The organism is Dorea sp. AM13-35, from assembly GCF_003473885.1.
Classification (GTDB): Bacteria; Bacillota; Clostridia; order Lachnospirales; family Lachnospiraceae; genus Dorea_D; species Dorea_D hominis.
In genome coordinates, this window is record NZ_QUCZ01000001.1 from 368,027 (window position 1) to 380,071 (window position 12,045).

General features: G+C 40.2%; 13 protein-coding genes. 12 read left to right on the top strand and 1 reads right to left on the bottom strand.

Annotation, left to right across the window (positions count from 1 at the left end; all coding sequences use genetic code 11):
• Positions 1-107: 107 nt before the first annotated feature.
• From cls to DW152_RS13235, 12 genes are all read left to right on the top strand, one after another.
• Positions 108-1,670 carry a cardiolipin synthase gene (gene cls, locus DW152_RS01775; RefSeq protein ID WP_118287835.1) on the top strand — a complete coding sequence of 521 codons (1,563 nt, stop codon included), beginning with the start codon at positions 108-110 and terminating at the stop codon, positions 1,668-1,670.
• 141 nt (positions 1,671-1,811) lie between these two features.
• Positions 1,812-3,092: an adenylosuccinate synthase gene (locus DW152_RS01780; protein ID WP_118287836.1), complete on the top strand. Its 1,281-nt coding sequence runs from the start codon at positions 1,812-1,814 to the stop codon at positions 3,090-3,092.
• A 176-nt stretch (positions 3,093-3,268) separates the two neighbouring features.
• Positions 3,269-3,430 (top strand): hypothetical protein, encoded by a 162-nt coding sequence (locus tag DW152_RS13230; RefSeq protein WP_021861055.1) that lies wholly within the window; start codon positions 3,269-3,271, stop codon positions 3,428-3,430.
• 39 nt (positions 3,431-3,469) lie between these two features.
• On the top strand, positions 3,470-3,976 hold the full coding sequence (locus DW152_RS01785) for an SEC-C metal-binding domain-containing protein (RefSeq protein ID WP_021861054.1): 507 nt from the start codon (positions 3,470-3,472) through the stop codon (positions 3,974-3,976).
• Positions 3,961-4,704, top strand: a complete 744-nt coding sequence (locus DW152_RS01790; protein WP_207722364.1) for a YdcF family protein — start codon at positions 3,961-3,963, stop codon at positions 4,702-4,704. Before DW152_RS01785 ends, DW152_RS01790 begins: the two co-directional genes overlap by 16 nt.
• A 402-nt stretch (positions 4,705-5,106) precedes the next feature.
• Entirely contained in the window at positions 5,107-7,032 is a 1,926-nt protein-coding gene (gene thrS / locus DW152_RS01795) for a threonine--tRNA ligase (RefSeq protein WP_021861052.1), read from the top strand.
• A gap of 87 nt (positions 7,033-7,119) precedes the next feature.
• On the top strand, positions 7,120-7,440 hold the full coding sequence (locus DW152_RS01800; RefSeq protein ID WP_118287837.1) for a DUF1540 domain-containing protein: 321 nt from the start codon (positions 7,120-7,122) through the stop codon (positions 7,438-7,440).
• 170 nt (positions 7,441-7,610) lie between these two features.
• Entirely contained in the window at positions 7,611-9,059 is a 1,449-nt protein-coding gene (locus tag DW152_RS01805) for an AI-2E family transporter (RefSeq protein WP_226976316.1), read from the top strand.
• Positions 9,060-9,073: 14 nt separating this feature from the next.
• The gene (gene metA / locus DW152_RS01810) at positions 9,074-10,000 is read left to right on the top strand and encodes a homoserine O-acetyltransferase MetA (protein ID WP_118287838.1); all 927 of its coding nucleotides are present in this window, start codon (positions 9,074-9,076) and stop codon (positions 9,998-10,000) included.
• A gap of 386 nt (positions 10,001-10,386) precedes the next feature.
• Positions 10,387-10,578: a type II toxin-antitoxin system RelE/ParE family toxin gene (locus DW152_RS13685; protein ID WP_243059749.1), complete on the top strand. Its 192-nt coding sequence runs from the start codon at positions 10,387-10,389 to the stop codon at positions 10,576-10,578.
• Positions 10,579-10,605: 27 nt separating this feature from the next.
• Positions 10,606-10,896: a helix-turn-helix domain-containing protein gene (locus DW152_RS01820; RefSeq protein ID WP_021861047.1), complete on the top strand. Its 291-nt coding sequence runs from the start codon at positions 10,606-10,608 to the stop codon at positions 10,894-10,896.
• A 70-nt stretch (positions 10,897-10,966) separates the two neighbouring features.
• A complete protein-coding gene (locus tag DW152_RS13235; protein WP_021861046.1) occupies positions 10,967-11,143 on the top strand; it encodes a hypothetical protein in 177 nt (58 codons plus the stop codon).
• 161 nt (positions 11,144-11,304) lie between these two features.
• On the opposite strand, the gene DW152_RS01825 is transcribed toward DW152_RS13235, so the two are convergent.
• Positions 11,305-11,838: an ECF transporter S component gene (locus DW152_RS01825; RefSeq protein ID WP_118287839.1), complete on the bottom strand. Its 534-nt coding sequence runs from the start codon at positions 11,836-11,838 to the stop codon at positions 11,305-11,307.
• Positions 11,839-12,045: the final 207 nt, after the last annotated feature.

Sequence of the window (12,045 nt, forward strand, 5' to 3'; positions counted from 1 at the left end):
AAGGGATAGACTTATAAAAATACTATAAAACTTGACAAAATTGTGATACACTGTAAAATATATTTTTTGGAGAAAGTGTAGTAAAAGAGGAGATTGGTAGTTAGTTTATGAAGAAACATGAACCAAAAAAAACAGCAAAAAAAGGATTGTTTCGTATTGTTTTTAGTCGTTCCGGTATTATGCTCCTGTTGATTCTCATGCAGATCGGAGTCTTTACGATAACTACATCCCGGCTGCAGGCATATTCGACAGCAATCAGCGGAATCATGCTTTGCATGCGAGTTATAGTAATCATTTACGTAATCAATTCGGAGGGCAATCCGGCATTTAAGATGACATGGATTTTGTGCATTATCACGTTTCCGGTTGTAGGAACGCTGTTTTATATTTATGTGAAGCTGCAGGTGGGGACACGCTTTCTGAAGCACAGACTTAATACACTCAAAACAGAGATGTCCCAGTATATGGTGCAGGATAAAGATACAGTAGATGCACTATGGGCAAGCCGATCAGCGAATGCAAGGTTGTCGCATTATCTTTCAAACCAGCTGAACTTTCCGACATATCGGAATACGCAGGTCCGTTATTTCCCATTGGGGGAAGACAAATTTCGTTGCCTGCTTGCGGAGCTTAAGAAAGCACGAAAATTTATTTTTATGGAATATTTTATTGTCGAAGAAGGATACATGTTGGATCAGATTCTGGAGATATTGATCCAGAAAGTAAGAGAAGGTGTGGAAGTTCGTTTTATGTATGACGGAATGTGTGCGATTTCCATGCTTCCGTATGATTATCCGGAGAAATTAAAACACTATGGAATCCAGTGTAAAATGGCAAATGCAGTAAAGCCGTTCCTGTCTACAACACAGAATAACAGAGATCACCGGAAAATCTGTGTTATAGACGGAAAAACAGCATTTACAGGAGGAATCAACATTGGAGATGAGTACATTAACCGGAAAGAACGGTTCGGCCATTGGAAAGATACAGCAATCATGTTAAAAGGGGATGCGGTACAGAGCTTTACAATGATGTTTCTGGAGATGTGGAACGTAGATGAGCGATATTCAGAAAACTATCATCGCTATCTGACACCAAAACGCCGGGAATTGCACCGGGAATACGGCTATATAATTCCTTATGCAGACAGTCCGTATGATGATGAAAATGTAGGCGAAGAGGTTTATTTCCATATTCTGAACCATGCGAGAAAATATGTACATATTATGACCCCGTATCTGATATTGGATAACGAGATGATCACGACGTTGACGCGTGTGGCAAAAAGTGGCGTGGAGGTCAGTATCATCATGCCACATATTCCGGATAAGTGGTATGCTTTTGCTGTGGCCAAGACATATTACAAAGAGCTGATAGAAGGCGGCGTCCGGATTTATGAATACGAGCCGGGGTTTGTTCATGCAAAGGTATTTGTGGCAGACGATGATACGGCAAGTGTAGGTACGATCAATCTGGATTACCGGAGTCTGTATCTGCATTTTGAATGCGGAGCCTTTATTTACAATAATTCAGAAATTGACAGAATTGAACGTGATTTTCAGGAAACACTGGAGAAATGTCATAAAGTGACGCTGATGGAAGTAAAGAATCGGTCACTGCTGACCAAGATTGTCGGACAGGTATTAAAACTTGTAGCGCCGCTTATGTAAAAATAGAAAAAAACATGGAAAAACAGTGAAAATGTACAAAATTTGTTTTACAGAAACACGGAAATATAGTATAATAACGAATGGTGTCTTAGGACACCCGAATGAAGAATGATATGTGATAATAACACAGGAGGAATTGATATGGTTAAAGCAGTCGTAGGTGCTAACTGGGGAGACGAAGGTAAAGGAAAGATTACAGATATGCTTGCTGAGGAAGCTGACATTATCGTACGTTTCCAGGGTGGAGCCAATGCAGGACATACAATCGTTAATAATTATGGAAAATTTGCCCTTCATACATTACCGTCAGGGGTATTTTATGATCATACAACAAGTATCATCGGAAATGGTGTTGCGTTAGATATTCCGGTACTTTTCAAGGAAGTACAGTCTATCGTTGACAGAAATGTTCCGATGCCGAAGATTCTTGTATCTGACAGAGCGCAGATGGTAATGTCTTACCACAAAGATTTTGATGCATATGAAGAAGAGAGACTCGGAGGCAAGTCTTTCGGATCTACAAAGTCCGGAATTGCACCGTTCTATTCAGATAAGTATGCAAAGATCGGTTTCCAGGTAAGCGAGTTATTTGATGATGAATTATTAAAAGAAAAAGTAGTAAGAGTTGCAGAGCAGAAGAATGTTCTTCTGAAGCATCTGTATCACAAACCGCTGATCAATCCGGATGATCTCTATGAAGAGCTGATGGAGTACAAAGCAAAAGTTGAGCCGTTTGTATGTGATACATCCCTGTTCCTGCACAATGCATTAAAAGAAGGAAAGAACATTCTGTTAGAAGGACAGTTAGGTTCTCTGAAGGATCCGGATCACGGAATTTATCCAATGGTTACTTCTTCTTCCACACTGGCTGGATACGGAGCAATCGGAGCAGGTATTCCACCGTATGAGATCCAGAAGATCGTGACAGTATGCAAAGCATACTCCAGTGCAGTTGGAGCAGGTGCATTTGTAAGTGAGATCTTCGGAGAAGAAGCAGACGAGTTAAGACGCCGCGGCGGAGACGGTGGCGAGTTCGGAGCAACAACCGGACGTCCGAGACGTATGGGATGGTTTGACTGTGTAGCTTCCAAATATGGATGCCGTATGCAGGGAACAACAGATGTTGCATTTACAGTATTGGATGTCCTTGGATACCTGGAAGAGATTCCGGTATGCGTAGGATATGAGATTGACGGTGAAGTTACAACAGACTTCCCGCCGACACATCTTCTTGAGAAAGCAAAACCGGTATTTAAGAGACTGCCGGGATGGAACAGTGATATCCGTGGAATCAAGAAATATGAAGACCTTCCGGAAAACTGCCGTAAGTATATCGAGTTCGTAGAAGAGCAGATTGGTTATCCGATCACAATGGTATCAAACGGACCTGGAAGAGAAGACATTATTTATCGTAATAAATAATTAAGATTCTTAATACCTCTTAAGAAAAGTGTTATTTTATCTTTAGAAATCTGCCACAGGATGTACACATTCTGCTGATAAGATGATTTTACCGCTAAGAATTACGTCATATACAGAGCAATCTGTGAATATAATAGTAAGGCGGGAGTAAGAATGACCGAGAAGGAGGTATACTTATGAATCAGAAAACTACTTCAGAATATCAGGAAGTGATATCGATGGAAGAGTATTTAGACAAGAGAAAAAGACAGAAAAAGAATGCCCCTGAGAACAGTAGCAAGATGGAAACTACCATTCCTGTGAATGTTGCATGGGCGTTCGCCGAGATGTATATATAAGAGAAATGAACTAGAAACATAAGAAGGAGTAACATAGATATGAGTCGTACATTATTAGAACAGTGGAAAGACATCGCTTATGATGAGACTGCTGACAGAGGACAGCTTCAGAACTTCTGGGGAAGCTATTTCCAGATTGAGAAGGAGATTTATGAAAAGCTTCTTTCTAATCCGGATGAAGAAGTCAGAGGAACTGTAAAAGAGCTGGCTGAGAGATATGGACAGGATGTCATGACAATGGTAGGATTTCTGGATGGTATTGACGAGAGTCTGGTTGTGCCAAACCCAATCGATACAATGGACGAAGATACCGTTGTGAATCTTGTGTTTGACAAGGAAAAACTTTACAAAAACATGGTTGCAGCGAGAGCCGACTGGCTGTATGAACTTCCACAGTGGAAAGAGATTTTTTCTGAGTCTGAACTGAAAAAGTTATACAAAGAGCAGAAAGAGTCTACAACAATCCGCAAAGGCAAGAAGATCGGACGTAACGATCCGTGCCCGTGCGGTTCAGGAAAGAAGTATAAGAAATGTTGTGGAAAATAATATTGCTAATGCTCGCAGTTTTGTGCCTGGTCTATTATGGAGTGATTCGACTGGCAACCGGGCGATGGAATTCAACATTTGCAAGAGTCTGGCCAGTAGCAGGAATCCTGTTACTGGCTTTTTCCTATCTGGAATGGAGAGGACGTCTGCCACATGTAATGATGCTGGCAATATTGGCAATCTGTGTATTGATCATACTGACCTGTATACCGATTTTGTATACGATGTTTGTTAAAGAAAATGATGCATGCGACTATCTGATCATATTGGGTGCGCATGTGAATGGCAGGGTACCAAGTGATTCACTGGAACGCAGAATCAGAAAAGCGGAGCAATATCTGAAATCACATCCGATGACTAAAGTCATCGTCTCCGGAGGTCAGGGAAAGGGCGAAGATATTACAGAAGCAGAAGCGATGGAGATTTATCTGTGGGAGCATGGCATTGAGAAAGAACGGATTTTAAAGGAAACGGCATCGACAACGACGAGAGAGAATTTAAGATTTTCCAAAGCATTATTTACACCGGAGATCGTAAAGGTTGGAATTGTGACAAATAATTTCCATTTACACAGGTCATGTGCTCTTGCAAATAGACTCGGATATCCACATGTGTATCCGATTTCTGCCGGATGTAAAGGAAGTCTCTTTTTGAATTATATGATGCGTGAGGTTCCGGCGATGTGGAAGTTCTGGCTTGACAAAGAAAAAGACAGTGATATAATATAAAGCGTGTATGAAAGACATATGCCAAATGCGTAGATGAGACGAGTAAGTTGGGAAAGGAATAGCAGAGAGAGAAGTCACCGGCTGCAAGCTTCTTATTTTGGAACCTTCTGAAGACTACCTCGGAGTGGCTGTAAAACAGCCCGGTGATTCCGTTATCATCATGAATGAAGTGGTTTCGATCAGAGATATTTTTAATATACAAGTATGATCGTTTCAAACAGGGTGGAACCGCGAGAGAACTCGTCCCTTACAGTGATTGCTGTAAGGGATTTTTTTAATAATAGAAAACCGCATTTCCTATTATTTTAAAAGCCTCCGGCAGGATGTGTACTCGCACATTCTATTTAACCCCTTACCAGCGAATAAAAAGCGAAATAATAAAATAAAAGGAGAGAAAACATTATGAAAATCACATTAAAAGATGGATCTGTTATGGAATTTGAACAGGAAATGTCCGTTCTTGATGTTGCAAAATCAATTAGCGAAGGTCTTGCAAGAGTAGCAACATCTGCAAAAGTAGACGGAGATATTGTAGATCTTCGTACTGTACTTGACAAAGACTGCGAATTGGAAATTCTTACTTTTGATTCAGAAGACGGAAATGGTGCATTTAATCATACAGCAGCACATATTATGGCACAAGCTGTAAAACGGCTGTATCCGGAGACAAAACTGGCAATCGGACCTTCTATTGCTAACGGTTTTTACTATGATCTGGATCGTGAAACTGCATTTACAGCAGAAGATCTTGAAAAAATCGAGAAAGAAATGAAAAAAATCGTAAAAGAAGCACTTCCTCTGGAAAGATTTACAAAATCAAGAGAAGAGGCAATTGCATTTTTCAAAGAAAAGGAGGAACCATATAAAGTAGAACTGATTAAAGACCTTCCGGAAGGAGCAGAGATCAGCTTTTACAAACAGGGAGAATTTACAGATCTCTGTGCAGGGCCACATCTGATGTCTACCAAGACAGTAAAAGCATTTAAGCTGACAAGCCTTGCAGGTGCTTACTGGCGTGGAGATGAGAAGAATAAGATGCTGACAAGAATCTATGGTGTTGCTTATCCGAAGAAAGCACAGTTAGATGAATACCTGCATATGATGGAAGAAGCGAAGAAACGTGACCATAGAAAACTCGGAAAAGAGCTCGGACTTTTTATGATGTGTGAAGAAGGACCTGGATTCCCGTTCTTCCTTCCAAAGGGAATGGTATTAAAGAATACACTGCTCGATTACTGGAGAGAACTGCATAAACGCTGTGGTTATCAGGAAGTTTCCACACCGATCATCTTAAGCAGACATCTGTGGGAGACATCTGGACACTGGGATCACTATAAAGAAAATATGTATACAACCGTGATCGATGATGAAGACTTTGCAATAAAACCAATGAACTGTCCGGGTGGAATGCTTGTTTATAAAGCAGAGCCTCGTTCTTATAAAGATCTTCCGCTCCGTGTCGGTGAACTTGGACTGGTACACCGTCATGAAAAATCCGGTCAGCTTCACGGACTGATGCGTGTACGCTGCTTTACACAGGATGATGCGCACATCTTTATGATGCCGGAACAGATCCGTGATGAGATCAAAGGTGTTGCAGCACTGATCGACGAAGTATACAGCCTGTTCGGATTCAAATATCATGTAGAGTTATCTACCCGTCCGGACAACAGTATGGGAAGCGATGAAGATTGGGAACTTGCAACGGAAGGTTTAAGAGGAGCATTAGACGATCTTGGACTGGATTATGTTGTAAATGAAGGGGATGGAGCATTCTATGGACCGAAGATTGATTTCCATTTGACAGATTCTATCGGAAGAACATGGCAGTGCGGAACGATCCAGCTTGATATGCAGCTTCCACAGAGATTCGAATTAGAATATACAGGAGCTGACGGAGAGAAACATCGTCCGATCATGATCCACAGAGTTGCATTTGGTTCTATCGAAAGATTTATTGGTATCTTGATCGAGCATTTTGCAGGAGCATTCCCGACATGGCTTGCACCGGTACAGGTTAAAGTACTTCCGATTTCCGATAAATACATGGATTATGCACAGAAAGTACAGGATACATTATACAATGCAGGTATCCGCTCAGAAATTGATTCCAGAGCAGAGAAGATTGGATACAAGATCCGTGAAGCACAGATGCAGAAAATTCCATACATGCTTGTTGTGGGAGCAAAAGAGGAAGAAGCAGGTGTGGTATCTGTAAGAAGTCGTTTTGCAGGTGACGAAGGACAGAAAGATCTGACAGCATTTATGGATGCTTTGAAAGAAGAGATCGATACAAAAACAATCCGCGAAGTCGAAAAAGAAGATTAAAACTTTTATGATATCAAACGGTTAAAAATTTTATTTCCGGATATACTAACTTTGATCTGGTAACAGGATAGAAAAGGAGGGTATAATATGCCGGAATTAAAGTGTACCGTACAGACATGTAAGCACAATCAGAATTATAACTGTGATCTTGACAAGATCACAGTGGGCGGAGACGCCGCAGTTGCACCGAAGGACACTTGTTGCGACAGTTTTGAAGAACGTAAAGACGGATATTCAAACAGCACAGGAAAACAGGCATCGCCGGTCAGCCAGGTAGACTGCCAGGCAACAGAATGTAAATATAATAACAACTGTTCCTGTCAGGCTGGTAAGATCAGCGTGGAAGGTGGAAACGCCTGCACATGTGGGCAGACAGAATGTGCAACATTTGATTGCAGCTGCAGATAAGAAAAATAAGCGTGCCTCTCATAGCACAATGGAAACTCCCGGAGATCTCGCTCCGGGAGTTTTCTTTTGTGCCGCTGATTGCTTACTGTTACGCCTTTATAGTTGACGCATAAAAGATCGGAGAGTATAATTATTTTATGTGCATTTGTGCAAAGAAGAGGAATAATTATATGAGTGAAAATGAAAAGAAAGAACGGGAAACATATTACAATTCAAAACCAAGACTTGGCGGAAATGGTCCTTCGAAAATCAGACAGCAGTTTAACAGAGGAATGACATATTTTCTTGTGATAGCGGCATCGCTTGCATTTTATTTTGCACTGTTGCGTTTCCGGCATATTTTTAACGTGCTGTGGAAGGTATACGACGTATTGAAACCGATTATTTATGGAGCCGTGATCGCATATCTGCTGAACCCAATCGTCAAAAGAGTAGACAAGAGGCTGATCCCTGTATTAGAGAAAAAGGTTACAAAACCGGGAAGAGCACAGAATATTTCCAGATCTGTCGGTGTGTTTACATCGCTGATTATATTGGGCGCATTGATATCTGCTTTATGCAACCTACTGATACCGGAATTATATGTTAGTATCCGTGATATGATCTATACATTACCGGGACAGCTCAACCATATGGTGTCATCACTGAATAATATCAAAATGGATGATTCTACAACCGGTTCCATTGTAAAGACAGCGATTGAGCAGGGAACAACAATGCTTCAGAACTGGCTGCGCAACGACCTTCTTGGAAAGGTCAATGAACTGATGTCGAATCTGACAGTCGGAGTGCTCAATTTTCTTGGTGAAGTTGTGAACTTCCTGATCGGAGTGATTGTATCCATCTACATTTTATTCAGTAAGGAACTGTTTGCAAAACAGTGCAAGAAGATTGTTTATGCAGTATTGCCAATAAGACATGCTAATCTGCTCCTGCATCTGACAACGAAAAGTAATGAGATATTTGGTGGATTTATTATTGGAAAGATCATTGATTCTGCAATTATTGGAGTACTGTGTTTCTTTGGATTGTCAATTTTAAATATGCCATATACGTTATTAGTAAGTGTGATCGTCGGTGTGACGAATGTCATCCCGTTCTTTGGACCGTACATTGGAGCTGTTCCGAGTGCAATCCTGATCATGCTGGATAGTCCGATAAAAGGACTGTATTTCCTGATATTTATACTGGTATTGCAACAGTTTGACGGTAATATATTAGGACCGAAGATCCTTGGAAATTCCACAGGATTGTCTGCATTCTGGGTAATCGTTGCAATTCTTCTCGGGGGAGGTTTGTTCGGATTCCCGGGTATGCTTATGGGAGTGCCGACATTTGCTGTGATCTATTACATTGTTCAGATGCTTGTAAGCAGCAAGCTGGAACAAAAAATGCTTCCTAAAAATACGGAAGCTTACGATCAGTACAGTTATGTAGACAATGCAGGACAGTATGTACATTCTTCACAGGAGCATGTGCATGCGACGCAGGAATATAAGTATCCGGAACATTCCGCAGTACATATGGAGCATTTTGGTCATATGGAAACCTTTGATGCAAAAATTAGACCAAAGAAAAAGGATGATCAGGAAGAGAATCATAAAAAAGATAACAAATAAAGGGGAATTTAATTATGCCGATTCGTGTGCAGAATGATCTCCCGGTAAAGGAGATCTTAGAGAGTGAAAACATATTTGTAATGGATGAACACCGTGCGATGCATCAGGATATCCGTCCGATCAAGATCGGACTTCTGAATCTGATGCCGCTTAAGGAGGATACGGAGCTTCAGATCCTCCGGTCGCTGTCCAACACACCGTTGCAGGTGGATGTAACGTTTGTTATGGTATCCAGTCATGAAGCAAAGAATACACCGACCAGTCATTTAAACCAGTTTTATAATCGTTTTGGCGAGATTCGGGATGAGAGATTTGACGGATTTATCATTACGGGAGCTCCTGTAGAGCAGATCCCATTTGAGGAAGTAGATTATTGGGAAGAATTAAAGCAGATCATGGAATGGACAAAGACGCATGTTACCTCAACACTGCATCTGTGCTGGGGTGCGCAGGCAGGTATGTATTATCATTTCGGAATTGATAAGAAGCCGTTGCCGGAGAAAGCTTTTGGATTATTCTGGCATAAAGTACTCAACCGTAAGATTCCACTTGTCCGTGGATTTGATGACTGTTTCCTTGCACCACATTCCAGACATACAGAAGTGCCGATGGATGCAGTAAGGGATGACGAGCGAATTACTGTGCTTGCTGAGTCCGATGAAGTTGGACTTTTCCTTGCTATGGCAAATGACGGCAGACAGATTTTCGTAATGGGACATCCGGAATATGACCGGGTAACTCTGGATGGCGAATACAAACGTGATCTTTCCAAAGGCCTGGAGATTGCAATGCCGAAGAATTATTATCCGGATGATGATCCGGATAAGACACCGCTCCTTAAGTGGAGAGCGACTGCGAATAACCTGTATACAAACTGGTTGAATTATTACGTATATCAGGCAACGCCGTACGATATGATCGGAACACCGGATTTTCGTTGATTTTACGGGGATTACGAGTATCCTATATATCACATAATTTATTATAATTTAGTATGATTTGTTACGAAAATGGTGTAGAAAAGGTGTACAAAAATAGAAAAATTGTTAAAAAATGGGAATGCCAATTAAGGCATTCCTTTTTTAATGCAAAAATAATATAAACAGATGTTTTACATTGATGAATACAACATATATGATGTATTATGCGTAATATAAAAGAAGAAAGGAGAATATGTAATTATGATACTACATGATTATGAAACTTCTTCTGGAAGGAATGTAATTAAAGAATATATTGATTCTTTGACAATCCCTGAAATGGTTGATGGATATAGTGTCAGAGAAAAAATGGAGAATGGAGAATTCGAGAAACTGAATATTAAAAGATGGGAGAAAAAATATACGAAGTATATTTTTACAAACACAATCGCATATTTTATATTATCCCAGACGGTGACAATATTTATTTATTACATGCATGCAGAAAGCAAAAAAACAAAACGGAAAAGGGAGATTCAAAAATAATAAAAAAGAGAGCAAAAGAATTGGGAAAGGCATTGGGAAAGAAATTTATATAAAAATATAGAAAAAGAGGAGTGAAAGATATGCCATTCATACAAGCAAATATAAAAAAAGAAATTGAAGAAAAAAGAAAGGATGACAGTGAATTTAGAGAAGCATGGGATGAATCTCGTGCGGAGTATGAATTAATAGAAAAAATGATTATGCTGAGAAAGGAAGAAAATATAACACAAAAAGAATTAGCAAAATTATCCGGTAAAAGACAACAGACAATTTCAAAGATAGAACGCAAGGAAACAGTTCCTACTATAACGGCATTTAATAATTTATTAAATGCATTAGGATATGAGTTAAAGATTGTAAAAAAGCAGTAATTTGATTAATATATTGGGAGATATATTATGTTATGAACACCGGATTTTCGGTAGAAAAAGGAGAAGAAAAATGAAAAGATCAAAAAGAAAAGTCGTACAAAGCTGCCTGCTTGTCATGCTCTCTGCATTGGTTGTGGGAGGTCTTGCATCTGGACGAACTTGCATAACTGCGTCGGCAGATTCAGCAAAAAAGGTCGTTCTTGTGCAAGGACAGAAAAAACAACTTAAGATTCATCCGAATTGTTAAGAACTCAAAATCATCTTATAAATATAAGGTGAAAAGTTTAAAATATAATATAAACGTCTAAGAAGAAAACATACATAAGTAGTTAAAAAGAACCAGCGCATGATTTCATGTGCTGGTTCTTTTATGAGGGGCAAATATCTGAACAAAAATGATAATGTCACTTAGGAATGAGCGCGTTCCCCGGCAAGCTGTCTTACGTCCGGGATAGCGATCAGAGCCGGATATAAGATTGCGGAAATGACCAGTCCTCCGATACCCTGGATGATGTTGGCAGGAACACTTGCAAGTGCACCAGATACACCATAAAGGAAAATCTCGCAGAGGCAGTAGCCGCCGGCAACAAGTACAATATCAGCAACTCCGCCAAGGATAACGGCTGTAAATCTTGTCTTGGAAGAATGTCCAAGTTTCTGGTAAATCAGTCCTGCTACAAGAGCAACCAGACCTTTGATCACAAATGTAATCGGTACATAGATAAAATATCCGCCAATCAAATCAGCCATTGCAGAACCGATACCGCCGGCAAGGAGTCCGTATACCGGACCAAGGATCACACCGGAGAGAATCACAACTGCATCACCCGGATGGATATATCCGCCGGTTCCAGGAGTAGGAATGTGAATCGACATGGTTGCTACACACGATAAAGCAGCAAATAAAGCTGTCATAACAATTTTTTTCAGATTTGAATTCATAACTATCAGACCTCATTTCTTTTGTTTTGTTGTAGAAACTTTACAACGAAACTGGATTGAAATAAAGAACCAGTTATTGCAAAAATAACCATGCCAGTTTGGAGAGCGATAATATTTATCAGTTTGGAAACCCTTGTTTTACAGACTGACATTGACAGGAAATAAAACTACTTTGGCTGTCTTCTTTTTTCTTAAATTGTAGTCATA